The 14,999-nt window shown below is 57.1% G+C and carries 12 protein-coding genes; 1 reads left to right on the top strand and 11 read right to left on the bottom strand.

Translation table 11 applies throughout. The features are described 5' to 3' along the window. Positions 1-4: 4 nt before the first annotated feature. The 9 genes from FY528_RS12545 to FY528_RS12585 all read right to left on the bottom strand — a co-directional run bounded on the left by FY528_RS12545 (position 5) and on the right by FY528_RS12585 (position 12,469). Positions 5-1,162: an HlyD family secretion protein gene (locus FY528_RS12545; RefSeq protein ID WP_149071363.1), complete on the bottom strand. Its 1,158-nt coding sequence runs from the start codon at positions 1,160-1,162 to the stop codon at positions 5-7. Positions 1,163-2,212: 1,050 nt separating this feature from the next. Beyond that, complete coding sequence (locus FY528_RS12550; RefSeq protein WP_149071364.1) at positions 2,213-2,938, bottom strand: response regulator transcription factor; 726 nt, start codon at positions 2,936-2,938, stop codon at positions 2,213-2,215. A 579-nt stretch (positions 2,939-3,517) separates the two neighbouring features. After that, a complete protein-coding gene (locus FY528_RS12555) occupies positions 3,518-5,587 on the bottom strand; it encodes a beta-N-acetylhexosaminidase (protein WP_149071365.1) in 2,070 nt (689 codons plus the stop codon). A 168-nt stretch (positions 5,588-5,755) separates the two neighbouring features. Beyond that, the gene (locus FY528_RS12560) at positions 5,756-7,120 is read right to left on the bottom strand and encodes a DUF58 domain-containing protein (protein ID WP_149071391.1); all 1,365 of its coding nucleotides are present in this window, start codon (positions 7,118-7,120) and stop codon (positions 5,756-5,758) included. Between the two features lie 54 nt (positions 7,121-7,174). Further along, positions 7,175-8,221, bottom strand: a complete 1,047-nt coding sequence (locus FY528_RS12565; protein ID WP_262383985.1) for an AAA family ATPase — start codon at positions 8,219-8,221, stop codon at positions 7,175-7,177. A 153-nt stretch (positions 8,222-8,374) separates the two neighbouring features. After that, entirely contained in the window at positions 8,375-9,775 is a 1,401-nt protein-coding gene (locus tag FY528_RS12570; RefSeq protein WP_149071366.1) for a DUF4350 domain-containing protein, read from the bottom strand. An 11-nt stretch (positions 9,776-9,786) separates the two neighbouring features. Then, positions 9,787-10,572 (bottom strand): DUF4129 domain-containing protein, encoded by a 786-nt coding sequence (locus tag FY528_RS12575; protein ID WP_149071367.1) that lies wholly within the window; start codon positions 10,570-10,572, stop codon positions 9,787-9,789. A gap of 12 nt (positions 10,573-10,584) precedes the next feature. After that, positions 10,585-11,505, bottom strand: a complete 921-nt coding sequence (locus FY528_RS12580) for a hypothetical protein (protein ID WP_149071368.1) — start codon at positions 11,503-11,505, stop codon at positions 10,585-10,587. Positions 11,506-11,521: 16 nt separating this feature from the next. Beyond that, the gene (locus FY528_RS12585; protein ID WP_149071369.1) at positions 11,522-12,469 is read right to left on the bottom strand and encodes a stage II sporulation protein M; all 948 of its coding nucleotides are present in this window, start codon (positions 12,467-12,469) and stop codon (positions 11,522-11,524) included. Between the two features lie 250 nt (positions 12,470-12,719). Between FY528_RS12585 and FY528_RS12590 the strand changes: the two genes are divergently transcribed. Continuing rightward, positions 12,720-13,439: an RDD family protein gene (locus FY528_RS12590; protein WP_187632109.1), complete on the top strand. Its 720-nt coding sequence runs from the start codon at positions 12,720-12,722 to the stop codon at positions 13,437-13,439. A 130-nt stretch (positions 13,440-13,569) separates the two neighbouring features. Here FY528_RS12590 and FY528_RS12595 read toward each other — a convergent pair whose 3' ends face one another. Continuing rightward, entirely contained in the window at positions 13,570-14,289 is a 720-nt protein-coding gene (locus FY528_RS12595; RefSeq protein ID WP_149071371.1) for an SDR family oxidoreductase, read from the bottom strand. Positions 14,290-14,431: 142 nt separating this feature from the next. Further along, positions 14,432-14,866 (bottom strand): RDD family protein, encoded by a 435-nt coding sequence (locus tag FY528_RS12600; protein WP_149071372.1) that lies wholly within the window; start codon positions 14,864-14,866, stop codon positions 14,432-14,434. Positions 14,867-14,999 lie beyond the last annotated feature (133 nt).

Raw genomic sequence — 14,999 nt, forward strand, 5'->3', positions numbered from 1 at the left:
GAAACTAGCGGTTGAACTGGGTAGGGTTCATCCAGTCATCCGCTTTATCGTAGAGCAGCTGCCACAGACTGCGCTTGGCCAGCATAAACCGTCCCCGCAGCGTCATGCCTTTTTTTAGGCGGCCCTGATAGCCATTGGGCAGGGAAAGGTGCCCCTGGTTAAGCTGGCAGGTGACTTTGAACACCGGCTGGTCGTTGAGCATGGTAAAGTCTTTCGCTACCTCTAGAATTTTGCCTTCCAGCATGCCCCATTGGTTGTAGTCGAAAGCGTCAATCTGGAAGCGGGCCTTCATACCGGGCCGCAGCTGGCCTATGTCTTTGGGCGTGACGTAGCACTCCGCTATTAGCGCTGAGTTGGGGGATATTTGCCCCAGGGCCTCCCCGACCTGCACGTAGCTGCCGGGGTATTTGCCGGCTAGCTGCTGCACGGCGCCGGGCACGGGCGCAAGCAGAGTATAGAGCCGCCGTTCCTGCAGCGCCTGTTTTTCCTTGGTTTGCAGCTCGGCTAGGGCCACGCGGTGCATGTTCAGATCGGCCTGCCACTGGCTTAGCTGGTTCTCCACCTGCAGCCTCGATTCGTTTAGGAGTTTCTGCAGAGCATATTCCTTGTCCTGGTTTTCGATGCGGGAGATAACCCGCCCCGCGTACAGCGTGCGGCTCACGTTCAGCTCGCTCTGCAGCTTGCGCCGCTGCGCCAGGCGGTCCTGCTGCTGAAAGCGGAACTGGGCATACTGCTGGGCGTATAGGGCCGAACTAAGCGCCGGCGCCTGAAGGACGGTAGTCTCGCGCAGCCGCACTAGCTTGCTGATGTCGGCAATAAAAGCATCTTTTTCGGCCATCTGCTGCCGCAGGGAGCGAAGCTGCGTATCCACGACATCAGTTTTGAGCTGTAGCAGCGTGTCGCCGGCCTGCACCGACTGGTTTTCGCGTACCCGTATTTTCTCCACAATGCCCGCTACCAAGGGGCGGATTTCATTTCGCTCACCTACAGGTCGAATAATTCCGGCGCTTTGTACCGATACGTCCACGTGCACAATAGGCAAAGCACAGAGCAGCACCAGCAGGGCCGTTAAAATAATGCTGTAAATGAGCTGGCTACGAACCGACACCTGGGGCAGGTAGGCTTCCATCGTATCCGGTACGATGCTGGTAGGATGCAACATAAACAAGTAAGAAAGTCAGGCTTCAGTTTTACAAGACCGCAAAAGGCCCTTCCTGTCAATAAGAGAGAGGCTGCCACACGTAGCAACTACTTAAGCAGAGCGGGCTGCCTACTACTGTTTCCATACCATGGTAGAAAACCCATGGTATGGAGCGTAGAATTAATTTACTGGCGCCGCCTCGGTGCCCAAATCGGAAATGCTATTTTCAATTTGGGAGTAACTGAGGAGCAATTCATCAGTATACAGTCTAGAGCAACACCAGTTGAATCTTCACCTGTGATGATGGCAGAAGTATGAATAAAAAATGTATGTGTTTCCATGCAGAAGGTCTAGGAATTAAAAAGAAGACTTGATTTTCAAAATAGAGTTTTAATATAATTTTATTCATGTTAAAAAATAGTGTATTTTTTCATCAGTATGTTTGTCATTGAATTTGTATTATATATTAAATTGTTTTAATGATTAACATTGTTGATAAATAATAAATTTTGCGTATTGCTGCAATAATTATAGTAGGGTAGGTGTTTACCTATAATACAATGATAGACGGTACGGAGGCCCAGTTGTTGGTAGGATGTATTCAATGCGCATAGTAGATTTATACTATTTATACTTAGTTAGATGCAGCAGGTGCGTTTGGGGCGAAACACGACTCTCTGTTGCCCTGTAGGAAGCATAGTAGTGAAGCCAGAAACAAATAAAGGCGTGTTCAGGCCAACTGAACACGCCTTCTCATCGACTAAGCCACTATCTGCTGGTTGCTGCACAGACTTAGGCACCATCCCTTGGGTTGGGGCTGTGTGCTGCTCTCGTTGTCTAACTGATTTTCACTGATACAGCTAGTGCAGTACTACCTTTGCTAAAGGTGGTGAAAAACCACTGAAGTGCTTAATAGGAAATATGCAGTCGTAACCTGTATTATTTGATTGAAAAATACTAATGTGCAGTATGCATAAAGCCTAATCTGCCAGTTCACACTGGTTTAAATTGCTGAAAATGTACGGAAATTTATATAGTTATTTGTTTGTATGAAGTAAATAATCTGAATGATTAATTATAATTCTTGAGCAAGTGCTGGACAGTAGTAGCAAACTTGAATAATTGATTTCTGCCGGAAAGGTTAAGCTTGCCGCTAATATTAGCTTTGTGGTTATTCACCGTAGCTGGGCTGATAAATAATTCGTCAGCTATTTGCTTCATTGTTTTGCCTTCAGCAACGAGGTGTAAAATCTGTTGCTCCCGGCTACTCAATTGCTGAACCTGATGCTGTTCCTCCGTCGAAACCGCTTGGCCGTGTGTTATCGGCTTGGTGGTAGTTGCCTGCAACAACAGCTGCGAGATACGCTGGCTGACGTAGATGCCCGTGTAGCTGTCTGCGGTGCGCAGCACGTGCAGGAGTTCTTGGGGTGAGTCGTCGCGGAGCAGGCAGCCGCCCGCGCCGGCGGCCAGCAGAGCCATAGTATGCTGCACCGATATGTGCACGGCAATGCTGATTATGCGAATCTGGGGATACAGAATCCGGATGGTGCGAATGGCTTGCAGCTCGTTGGGGCAGGGGCGGTCCAGGCCAAACAGGATGAGGTGGGGTAGTGGGCTTTCCTGGGCGTGAAAGTAGCTGAGGTTGGCGAGAGAGGCCGTTTGTAGCTGAGAAAGGAGGTCGGTTCCGGATGAGGCCGAGCAGATAACTTCCATGTTATCGGAATGCTGGACCAGTGACTGTAGGCTGGGTTGTCTTACTGCTTGTTCCTCAATAATGCCAATCCGGGTTTTTTTCATGGGGGATAGGGGGGTGAACAGTGGTTGTGGGGAAAGGGCAGATGAACATGACAGAGAGGTGTGCAATAGGGCGAAAAGAGCAGAGCAAAGGCTGGAAAACCCTTTGTCAGGGAACTAGCCTAGTGAGCGTGGGCCCGGCCAGTAGTGAAGCCGGGGAAGTAGAACGCGGGAAGGGAGAAAGCGCTAAAACAAGAGCCTATACCCATCTGGCAAGTTGCATGAATAGTAGATAAAAACTATAAAAAATTATAATAAATAGAAAGTTGATTATATGAATTCCATTTATTGAGCTATTAAATAATCACTACAGGTTACATAAGCAGCAGGTAAACAACTGTTTGTAAGGATCTGAATCTGATGACTACCAGATATAGTCCAGATTCCAAAGGCCAGTGCTTGCCGGTGCGTAGCTAGTAGTAGAAAAGGGTATTCATTACTCACCAAAAACTAAACGCCCGACTCTGTAGCTGAGCTGGTCTGGCAGTGCCTATGCAAGGGGCCGATCCAAAAATTAAGCCCACCCGGTGCTGCTGTACGCCGCTGCCGGGTGGGCCGCTAGGAAGTAAGCGAAGTAGGTTCCTACCGGTCCCCCACCAGCCGACGCAAAGCCGGCACCACGGCCAGCTCGGTTTGCCCGGCTGGCGCCTTGGCCGCTTCTAGCTGTTTGGCCGCTATAGCATACCATTCGGGACTGGGAGCTACGCCTTTTTCCAGCTGAACCAAACGCGCCAGACCCAGCGTGGAAGCCGCGCTAAGCTGGCTGGAAAGCACGGTGTATTCGCGCAGGGTTGGGTTTGCTGCCAAGATGGGCTGCACCTGGACGTCATTCAGCTGCCAGGTTCGCAGCTGGGTGCTTAGCTGCTGGACAAGCTGCCGCGCAGCAGGCGTGCGGGGGAGTTGGCCCCGGGCAGATTTCAGCAGGGCCAGTAAACTGTCGACCCGTGTGGAAAACAGCCGCGCCACTTCCGATTCTGCCGGCGCTGCATCTACCAGGCGGGTAAGCGGCGTCTGCGTGGTGTACTTGAATCCCTGAAAGTGCCGCTTGTACTCCTTCACGGGCTCCAGCACTTCCGCAAAGGTGCGCAGGGGTGCAATTTGGGTGGGGCCGCCGGCCAGCTGCAGCAGTAGCTGCTCGGGCGCCCGCCGGTGCATCAGCCCCAGGGTTTCCAGCTGCCGGGAAACGGCCGGTAGCCGACGGTACATATCCGCCACGTCAGCCACCCGCTGCGCCGACCACAGTCGCTCCGCTACGGCGGCGGCCCGGGGCCAGATGCGCGAATCGACGATAACGCTGTCGGCAAACTCGGCCCACATGGTGGCTTCGCCGCCGAGGATGCGCTTTTTCTCATCTTCGGTCAGGGGAGCATCGGCGGGCAGTGGGTCGGGGAGGTAGTGGCTGGCTGCGGTCAGATACAAGTCAATGTAGTACCCATTGGAAAGCAGGGCCTGGTGACCGGCTTTGGCCGCATCGTATAAGCCTTTCTTGCCCCGCCAGCTTTGAATGACGGCATCGGTGGGCAAGCCGGGACCCAGAATTTCGTCCCAGCCCACCATCTTCTTCCCGTAGCGCTGCACCATGCTCAGTACCCGGCGGTTGAAGTACGTCTGCAGCTGGTGTTTGTCGGGCTGGCCTTTGGCGTTGAGCATGCTGTGGTCGCGCATGAACTGCACAATGGTAGGGTTGCGGCGCCACTGCCGGCCGTCGTTCTCGTCGCCGCCAATATGAAAGTATGGGTCGGGGAAGAGGGGTGTCATTTCTCCGAACAGGGTGTCGAGCAGGGCGTACGTAGTCTCCTTGGTAGGGTCCATGGCAATGTTCAGCACGCCCCAGCGCGGCGAAACCCCATAAATAGAGTCGTTGGAGGCCAGCTGCGGATACGCCGCCAGCCAAGCAGTAGCGTGGCCCGGTACATCAAACTCGGGTATTACCCTGATGCCCCGGGCCTGGGCGTAGCGGACCACGTCCCGCACTTGCGCCTGGGTGTAAAACTGGCCGCTCCCGCCAATAGTATGCAGGTTCGGCAGCTTGCTGCTCTCGACGCGGAAACCCTGATCGTCGGCTAAGTGCCAGTGGAATACATTCAGCTTCACGGCAGCCATGGCGTCCAGGTTGCGCTTGATAACGGCCACCGGCATGAAGTGCCGGGCCGCGTCCATCAGCAAACCCCGCCACGGAAAGCGCGGCTGGTCCGTAATATCCACCTCGGGTAAAACTGAGTGGCGGCCCTGGGGCTCCGGTAGTTGCTCTAGCGTGGCCAGGGCGCGTAGCACGCCGAGGGTGGTAGGAGCATCAATTGTCACCCCCATCGGCGTCACGCGTAGGCTATACCGTTCTTCATCGAAGGCCTCGGCGTGGCCGGTGCGGCCGTAGCGAATCTGCAGGGGCAAGGCCGTATTGGGAGGGGCGGCAGCGCCGTTGCGGTGCAGGCGGTTAAGGGTCCGCAGCACCGCCGCGGTCACCATACTATCAACGGGGCCTTCCATCTGGGGCCGCAGGGTGGCTTTCCAGGGCAGGCTGCTTTTGCCCCAGCGCACTTCCGTGGGAACAGGCAACAGGTTGCGCGTGGCCGTGGGAGCTACCGATTGCGCCCGGGCACTCAGGGCCGGCAGCGCAAGCAACAGGAGCAGAAAAGGAAACCGCAGAATCATACACAACGAAGCAGTGGGTGGAGCGGCAAGATAAACCGCGAATCCTTCGCAAGGCCGCCACTTGTCAGCCTGCAAACCCTGTGCTTACGATAACAATGCCAGAACGCGTGAAATCCAGCAGCTGGACGTACGTTGGAACCCGAACCGAGCTTGCCCCGAAGCTGACGGCTAAATCAAGCCCCGGGACTTAAACTCCAGGTATTTATTGATGGTGTTCACCGTCAGGTTCTGGGGGGCGGTGAGCAGGGCATGGATACCGTAGCGGTTCAGCTCGCGCACAATCTGGCGCTTCTCCTGGGCAAATTTCTCCGCAATAGTCTGGTTATACACGTCCTGGGTGGACGCCGTGGGCGCGTCGAGGAAAGCCCGCAGCTCCGTGTTCTCGAAGAAGACGACCAGGAGCAAATGGTCTTTGGCCATGCGGCGCAGGTAAGGAAGCTGCCGCTGCATGCCATTCAGCGTTTCGAAGTTGGTAAACAGAATAAGCAGGCTGCGCTGGCGGACGTTGTTTTTGACGCTGATGTACAGCCGCTCGTAGTCCGTTTCCAGGTACTTTGTTTTCTGACGGTAGAGTACTTCCAGAATCCGGCTTAGGGTACCAGCCCGCCGGTCGGCCGGCACCATCGCGCCCGGCTGGTGCGAAAACGTAATCAGGCCGGCCTTATCGTGCTTGAGTAGGGCAATGTTGCTGACGACCAAGGTGGCATTGATGGCATAATCCAGCAAGCTCAACCCCTCGAACGGCATGCGCATCACCCGGCCCTTGTCAATCAGGCAAAACACCTGCTGGGCGCGCTCATCCTGGTAATGATTGACCACTAGGGCGTCGGCGGCCTGGGGCGTGGTGGTGCGGCGGGCCGTGGCCTTCCAGTTGATGTTGCGCGGGTCGTCGCCGGCTACGTACGGCCGGATTTGCTCAAACTCCATGCTTTGGCCCACCCGCCGGATGCGCTTCACGCCCACTTCTGTAAGGCGGTTATGAATGGCCAGCAGCTCATACTGCCGCATCTGCAGGAAGGAGGGATAGACAGGCACTATACGGCCGGCCTCGAACCGAAACCGCCGCCGCACTAGCCCAAGTGGGGAAGCTGCAAACACATTTAAGGCTCCAAACTCGTACTCACCGCGCTTTAATGGCCGCAGCTGATAATGAATTATCTGGGTTTCGCCACCTTTCACCGTAGTCCGAAACAGCACGTCGCGCCGCTGAAACTGATGCGGAATTTCGTCGATGATTTCCGCACTCAGTGGAAAGCGGTAGTAGTTTTCAACGTAGATGCGAATGTCGTTGTCGGAGCCATTGGCCAGCTTGCTGCCCAAAACCCGATGCGCCTCCACCTGGCCCGCGCCAGTGCGGGTGGGCGCGTAAAGCAGGGCCAGATCCAGCAGGGCAAGGCCCGCCAGCAACCCCAGGGCCAGCTGCACCGGCACCAACCAGCCCGGCAGGAAAAAGGCCACCACCAATCCTATAATCAGGGCCGCCACCGCCAGAAAGAAGCGACGGGTTAAAAACAGAGACTTCACCGGAACAATGAGCAGAGTGGGAGGTAGGGAAGGGGCATTCCAAGCCAAGAAGACGGCTTACACTTACCGAGGTACCTCGATCTGCTGCAGAATCTGCTTTACAATGTCATCGGCGGTTTGCCCTTCCATTTCCCGCTCGGGCGTGAGCTGAATGCGGTGCCGCAGCACCATGGGCGCCAGGTACTGCACATCTTCCGGCGTCACGAAGTCGCGGCCACGCAGGGCGGCCAGGGCCTTGGCCCCGTTCAGCAAAGCCAGAGACGCGCGCGGCGAAGCACCCAGGTACAGCCCTTTGTGGGCGCGCGTCTGGCCCACGAGGCGGGCAATATACTCCAGCAGCTTGGGCTCCACGTGCTGCCGACGAACCTGCTCCCGCAGCAGGCGCAAATCTTCCGCCGTGATGACGGCCTGAACCGCCTCCAGGGGAGTGCCGCCAAAGCCGGCGTGGTGGCCCTGCAGAATGGCTACTTCTTCTTCCACGGTAGGGTAGCCAACCGTGAGCTTAAACAAGAAACGGTCGAGCTGGGCCTCTGGCAGGCGGTAGGTGCCTTCCTGCTCCACGGGGTTTTGCGTAGCCAGCACCACAAAGGGCGCGGGCACTGGGTAGCGGGTGCCGTCCTGCGTTACCTGGCGCTCCTCCATCACCTCAAACAGCGCCGACTGCGTTTTGGCCGGTGCGCGGTTGATTTCGTCGATAAGCACTACGCTGGCAAAAATAGGCCCCGGACGGAATTCGAAGTCGCCCTGCGCCGGCCGGAAAATGGCCGTGCCCAGCACATCTGAGGGCATTAGGTCGGGTGTGAACTGGAGGCGGCTGAAAGGTACGGCCAGCGTACGGGCCAGCAGCTTGGCGGTTAGGGTTTTGGCCACCCCTGGTACCCCTTCCAGTAGGACGTGGCCGTCTGCCAGAATAGCTGTCAGCAGTAGTTCGGCCAGGGCCTGCTGGCCCACAATCACCTTCGCCAGCTCCCGGCGAATCGCCTCGGCGTACCGACTCAGCTGGCTGAGGTCGGTGCGGGGGGCGAAGGTATCGGCGGCACCTGGAGTTGAGGGGATGGTCGTTTCCAGGGTGGGAGAAGAGGAATCCTGAGGAGCTGAAGTATTTTCCATTTATTTGCTGAAGTCTAGTCTTGGTTTTGGCAAGTGGAATAATTAAATATTTAAAAACATATACTCAATAGAAATCGGTGTTGACAAGTATGTAGGACTGGTTATTAGAATAGTTAAAAAACAGATAAACCCTATTATGGAGAATAATGCAATTCAGCCGGCCGCAGTTCGGAAGTCGTTTAGCGCTTTGTTGAGGCCCAGCAGTTCCGTATCCGAAAGCTGACGGGCGGTGCGCGCAAAATTGATGCGTCGGATCAAGCTGTCCAACTCAGCGCGAGTAACGCCCGACTTCTGCACCAGCCGCTCGCGGGTAGCGTCGTCCTGCAAGTCGAGGCTGGGTTCGTGAAAGCGGGTGCGCAGGTACTCGAGAAACAGCCCGATTTTCTTTTCGGCAATTAACTGATGGTTGGAGCCCTGACGGTAGAGGCCAGCCACGGTGCGCGTGAAAAGCAGCGTGGTATTGGGCAGGGGCTTCAGAATGGGAATGACGCGCTGCCGCCGTTTGGCTTCAAACAGCATAAACAGCAGCGCACTAAATAAGGCAAGGTAGGTAGCCCAGCGCAGGGCATCGTGGGCTAACAGCACGCGCAGCAAGGACTGCTCTCCCTCGCGGCCTTGCTTCTGGTACTCGTCCCACCAGGTGGGGCGGCCGGCCGGCAGGTAAGAAAGCGCGGCAAAAGAGAAATTGCCGGTGCGAGGCCGCAGCACAAAATAGTTGGTAAAGGCCAAGGGCACAGAGCAAAGGTAGAAGTTGCCGCGGCCATGGGGCAGGCGCACTAGCACGGGCTGCTGCTTGGCGTCTACGGCTAAGGCAGCCGCCTGCACGCTACTATCCAGCGCGATGCGGTAGGAATTGCCTAGGGCTGGCAGCGCAAAGGCCCTGCCACCGGCGGCGTGGGCCAGTGCGTTATCAGTCAGGCGGAGCCGGACGGAATCCAGCTTTAAGCTTTCCAGCGAAGCGTCTTTTCTGCGCCGTTTGCCCGGGGTCGATACCGTGGTGAAGCCTAGCGTATCGGCAAAGTGCAGGTCAAACTGTTCGGCGGCAATGAATACATCGTTGCCGCGGGCCACGTGGCGCAGCAGGGAGCGGCAGTCGAGGCGGCTGAGCTCGAAAGACCCGTTGACGAATAGATAGGTAGCCTTGTCGTAGCCAGCCTCGGCTAGCCCCGCGGCGTAATCTGCATCGGCCACATCCACCGAATCAACCAAAGTAGGGACAGGCGCCGCGCTGGTCGCCGCCGAATCCTGACTGGTGGAGTCGGTAGGCAATTGCTCGTCCTCCGAGTCGGTGTCGACCTCTACGGTATTCGGGTCCGGCTCGTCTTCACCCTCAATCTGGTTGTAGATGGGCACGCGCACCGTGCGGATGTCGCGGCTGGCAATACCCAGTACATCCGGCAGCACGGCGTGCAGCACGTACGTTCCGTACGGAATCTTATCCTTGTTCTGGTAGGTAGGGGTCCAGTCAAGGGGCTTGGGCCGGTTGTAGTCAATGGCTACGTAAAGCCCAAACAGCACCGCCAGCCCTACCAAATACCACCGAAATGTTGTCATAGCGTGGAAGTTCAGGCGGCCTGGCGGATAGTGGAAAGCTGACGTTGAAAAGCCAGGCGAGTGGTTTGCGTAGCGGCGTACTGCGCAGCCGAAAGGTCTTCGTGCTCCCCGTACCACACGTACTCGAACTGGCGCGTGAGGTCCTGGAAGGCGGCGGGCAGCGGCCCATCCGGCAACTCAAATAGGTAGTCGTGGTTGGTTTTTTCGGGCTGCCAGCGAATCAGGCCCCGGTCGGTAAGGTCCTTCAGAATGTGCAGGTACCCCAGGCGCACGGCCAGGCGGTAGTTCCCGGCGGCCTCGGCAGCGGCAATCTGCTCCGCGAAATTCAGTGCATGAATGTTTTCTACGTCGGCATCGTAGGCCAGCGGGGCCACGCGGGCGGCACGGCCGAAGGCGCGCGTGACGTCCACGTCCAACAGCTTGAGCACGACAAAAATCAGGGCCACGACCAGCAGCGTGTAGATGCCGTATTTCCAGACTAGCCGGCCGGCGTCCGTAGAAAGCAGCTCGCCCAGCCACCGCCAGAAACGCATCCAGAAAATATCCCAGGCACTAAGCTCACTGCGCACTTCCACGTACCGAAATTCGCGCTGCGTCCGGAACTCCCGAAGGGTTTTGTTGGAGGGATGCCGAAACTGCACTTTGGATGGGCCCAAGGCGCGGGCCGGTTGAGCAACAGCAGCGGGAGAGGCCACCGCGTCCGCCGAAGCCCCGGAAGCCAGGCCAATGCCCACAACCACGAGGACCAAATAGATGGCGCGGCGGGCGGCAGGTGCAAACGCAGAGAGAACTAGCAAGGCACTCACCACTTAATATTCGCCTTCGTCATCCGGGCGTAGCTGGTGATTTTGCACCACCGGCGCTGGCCCCTGGCCGATGCTGTTGACGAGTGTGTACAGGCCGGCGCCTTCCTTGCGCTCCACCAGGTTGAAGTACTGAAACATGACGGCCACCAGCACAAAGGTGGATAGAAACATGCTAGCCGTGGTACTGAGCAAGGCCATAGCGCCCGCCAGCACCGGCGACGAAGCCCAACTCCAATGCAACGCAGAGCCCGCCAATATCAGATACTGCGGCATCTTAAGCACAAGGCTGAGCAGAGCCACAATAAAATACATAACCACAAGCAGCCCAAACGTAGACCACCATTTACCCTTAATCAACATCAGGCTCCGGCTGAGTAGCTCGCCAATACTTCGGTTTTCCAGCACCTGCACGGCCCAGGCCAGGCTAAAGCCGACGGACAGGTAAATACCGGGGATGATGAACAGCAAGTAGCCCAGTACGGCCAGAATGCCCAGCACTATGCTCGAACCCAATAATGGCAAAGCGAAGGATTTTACCCGCTCCCAGACCAGGGCTGGGGTCACTGTTTCGTGCTCGGGCAGAGCTATCCGAACCAGTACGTAGCTATAAATGGTGGCAGCCAGTGCACAATGGCCCAGCATCATGGCGATAAACCCCAGAAGCTGGGCGCCGCTGATAGTGCTGTAGCGCTCAAGCTGGGTGACGCGCTCGGCGGTGGACGATGCCCCCAGCGCCCCGATCAGCTCACTTTGCGCCACAGCCTGGGCAAGGCCGGCCAGCAGTGCCACGGGTAGTACGATGTACAGGAGGCATTTGCCTAGCGGCCGGCCGTGCGCCACCACAAACGCAAAGGTGGCGTTGACTTTGGCGCCAAAATCACGCTCTTGTCGGAACTCAATTTCCTTGGTAAAAGTAGGCTGCATGCAAAATGATTCAAGGTTAGGAGGCCTGCCGGCGTTGGAGCTGGCGCGGATAAATAATGAAGTACCACACGATGAAAGCAGCGGAGGAGCCAATGATGAACAAACTCAGCGCCCGCGGCATTTCGGTGTGGCGCGTGACGAAGCTTTCCAGAAAGCCCGCCACAATGAAAATGGGAACCAGCCCAATGGCTAGCTTCAGGCCGTCACGTGCGCCCTGGCGGAAAGAATCCTGCCGGGAATAGGTCCCCGGAAAAAGCAGACTGCGTCCCATTACCAAACCCGCTCCACCCGCCAAGACAATAGCCGAAATTTCCAGCGTGCCGTGTATCCAGATGGTCAGCGCCGACTGCAGCAACACCCCTTTGGTGAAAAAGAAATACTGAAAAGAGCCCAGCATAACGCCATTCCGAAACAGAGCCCACACCGTGCCCAGGCCACCCAGCACCCCCAGCACGTAAGTGAGCAGCGACACGTAGATGTTGTTCAGGGTAATGGCCAGGAACATGCTCGTTTCACTGTCGCCCTTGTACACGGCCATCGGGTCGCCCCGCTCAATGTTGGCCAGGGTGCGGTTTACGTAGTCGTCGCCCAGGACCACGCGCACAAACGACTCGTCGTAGGCGGCCGACAGGGCCCCGATGCCGGTGAAGATGAGAAACAGCACCAGGCTCCAGACCAGGGTAATGTGGTGGCGGGCTACCAGCAGCGGGAGCTCCGTGCGCCAGAAGCTCGCAAAGCGTCCCGTCGATTCGCTTTTGTTTTTATAGATGGCCTGGTGCTGCTTGGCGGCCAGGTCGTTGAGGTAGCGCGCCGTGGGGGAGTTGGGGTAAAACGTCTGGGCGTAGGCCAGGTCGTCGGTTAGCTCCACGAAGCGGGCCGCCAACTCATCGGGACTCGCGGGAGGCACGTTGGCATACTGCTGCCACTTGGCTTCATTCTGTCGCAGAAAAACCGCTTCACGCATAACCCGGATACTGCAGAAAGATGGAGGAGTCGAGAAAATAAAGGCTGACGCAGTACAAGCCCGGTAGCTAAGAGCAGGCGGCCAAGTGTTTCTTACCGCTTCCCTGTGCGCTACTATGCTGAATAACCACGCCGGTATCGTATTTTGCGGTAGGCCAGCACTTCGCGAAGATTAGCAATTTTCCCGATCCGGCCTTCATCCTATGGCGCTTAATTTCCTCGGGCCGGCGCCGCGGCTCAGTTACCAGCTCATGAGTCCCATACGAATCCAGACTACCCAAAACGTAACCGTCGAATACGAAGTCGCTAGCGTGGGCGAGCGGATCCTGGCCGCCATTATCGACAACCTGATCCTGATAGCCTGGTTATTTGCCTGGGTGCTGCTCTTTTCCCTGGTGGGGGTGCAAGACCAGATTTTGTCCGTTATGGTGGCCCTGCTCGTGGGCATTCCCTTCGTGTTTTACCATTTGGCCTGCGAAGTGTTTTTCAACGGGCAAAGCCTGGGCAAAAAGGCCCGACACATCAAAGTAATCCGGCTGGATGGCACCCCGCCCCGGTTTGGCGACTACCTGCTGCGCTGGCTGCTGCGCCTGATTGATACCGGCTTATTCAGTGGCCTTATTGCCGTGATTACCATTGTTTCCAACGGACGCGGGCAGCGGCTGGGCGACATAGCGGCCGGCACGTCCGTTATCAGCACCAAACCCCGGCAGGGAGCCGGCGCCTTGGCGCCTACCTTCACCGAGCCCGGCTACGTGGTCATCTTCCCCCAGGCCAGCCTGCTCGCCGACCACGACGTGGCCACCATCCGGCAACTGGTGCATACTGGCCTGGAGCGGGAAAATTACCTGTTGCTGAACGAAGTAGCCAACAAAGTAAAATCCCTCACCGGTATTCAAACCGACTTGCCCGATGAGGCTTTCCTGCGCACTATTCTGCGCGACCACGCCCACTTAGCGGCCCAGGCGTAGTTTAACGGCCTAATTCAACAACAAGCCCCGGCGCCAACTTGGTGCCGGGGGCTTGCTGTTGAAGGAAGGTACGTTGCAGAGGTTTTGTCGCCTTAATCCAAGCTAAAGAAACTACCAGAGGTGTCGCGGGCTACCACGGCACCGGCTGGTTCTGCCAGGTCACGAAGGAGCCGTTTTCTTCCATGTAAAGGCGGTCGGTGAGGCGAATGATGCCCCGAGCCGAATCGGCGGGGGGGAGGCCGGCGGCGTTGCCACCCATGCCCGTCCGGATCCAGCCGGGGTCTACCAGCACCGACACCAACCCATACTGGCTGATTTCGGCGGCCAGGCCGCGCATGTACATGTTGAGGGCAGCTTTGCTGGCTGAGTAGTGATATGGCTCGCCGGATGCTTTCCAGGTGATGGAGCCCTGCCCCGAGGACAAGCTCACAATCCGGCCTTTGTCGCCTGCCTTCAACAAATCGAGGAAGGCCTGAGCCACCAGTAGGGGGCCAACGGCATTTACGCGGAGCACCTGCAGGGCATTATCGGCCGTGAGCTGGCCCAGGCGCTGAGGAGCGGGGTCTTCGGGGCCAGCGCCGGGCAAAATGCCCGCGTTGTTGATGAGAATATCCAGCCCGGCTGAAACCGTGCGCACAGCTTTACGGGCCGCCGCAATCGAGGCCTCGTCCGTAACATCAAGCGCAATAAGATGGAGCCTCCCGCTATGGGCGCCTTGCAGGGTGTGCAGGTCGGTGGCGGAAGCGGGCTGACGGCAGGCGGCAAACACGGTGTCGCCGCGCTCCAGGTACTGGCGGGTCAGCTCCAGGCCCAGGCCGCGGTTGGCTCCGGTGATGAGGACGCGTTTCATGGTGAGGTTGGTAAGGTCAGGTTTGGAAGCCGCAGTTTAGTTAAAAACCAGTAAGGGGCCCACAAACCAAGTCACTGGTTTAGGTAAAAGCCCGCTGGAGAAGCCAGTCTGCGCTCTTAGTTGTCTTACCCCTGGCAGGCTGCTATTTGCGCGGGATGCGCACCACCATAGTACCGGATTTGGTATCGTGCCAGCCCTGCGCTGAGCCCAAAAAGCTTAGCGGTTCGAAAGGCACAATGCGCCATAATGTACGCTTTAGCGTAGCTGAGAAAGGAGGCCGGGTGCCATCTTCCATTACCACGGTAGTGCCCGTAACCATCTTGCCAACTGTACGCCCAAACAGCGCTTCGAAGAAGAGGTAGTAAAAGAACAAGAGAATGACGGTAACCAACCGATCCAGCAGGGGATTGTCAAGGTCATCTAACCAGGACTCCTTGCCTACCAGCACGAGGATGATGCCAAACTGGGCAGCTAACAAAAACACGCAGGCCAGATCAATCAGATAGTTAGCCAAGCGGCGGCCCTGGCCGGCTATTTCCGGATACTCAGGAAAATCAGGCGTAACAGATGAGGTCATACTAAACGGATAAAAGAGGAAGAATAAACCTTCCCGAAACTTCTGAAAAGCTGGTCGGATATCCTAGCTGCCAACAAAAAAGCCCTGCCGATCAGGCAGGGCTTTTTTAGGTATCCGGCGGGTTTTATCAGTA

It is taken from the genome of Hymenobacter lutimineralis, assembly GCF_008271285.1.
GTDB lineage: Bacteria > Bacteroidota > Bacteroidia > Cytophagales > Hymenobacteraceae > Hymenobacter > Hymenobacter lutimineralis.

Coding starts and splice junctions, on each gene's coding strand:
- FY528_RS12545 (WP_149071363.1), bottom strand. CDS start 1,162: ATGTTGCATCCTACCAGCATCGTACCGGATACGATGGAAGCCTACCTG.
- FY528_RS12550 (WP_149071364.1), bottom strand. CDS start 2,938: ATGAAAAAAACCCGGATTGGCATTATTGAGGAACAAGCAGTAAGACAA.
- FY528_RS12555 (WP_149071365.1), bottom strand. CDS start 5,587: ATGATTCTGCGGTTTCCTTTTCTGCTCCTGTTGCTTGCGCTGCCGGCC.
- FY528_RS12565 (WP_262383985.1), bottom strand. CDS start 8,221: ATGGAAAATACTTCAGCTCCTCAGGATTCCTCTTCTCCCACCCTGGAA.
- FY528_RS12570 (WP_149071366.1), bottom strand. CDS start 9,775: ATGACAACATTTCGGTGGTATTTGGTAGGGCTGGCGGTGCTGTTTGGG.
- FY528_RS12580 (WP_149071368.1), bottom strand. CDS start 11,505: ATGCAGCCTACTTTTACCAAGGAAATTGAGTTCCGACAAGAGCGTGAT.
- FY528_RS12585 (WP_149071369.1), bottom strand. CDS start 12,469: ATGCGTGAAGCGGTTTTTCTGCGACAGAATGAAGCCAAGTGGCAGCAG.
- FY528_RS12590 (WP_187632109.1), top strand. CDS start 12,720: ATGAGTCCCATACGAATCCAGACTACCCAAAACGTAACCGTCGAATAC.
- FY528_RS12595 (WP_149071371.1), bottom strand. CDS start 14,289: ATGAAACGCGTCCTCATCACCGGAGCCAACCGCGGCCTGGGCCTGGAG.
- FY528_RS12600 (WP_149071372.1), bottom strand. CDS start 14,866: ATGACCTCATCTGTTACGCCTGATTTTCCTGAGTATCCGGAAATAGCC.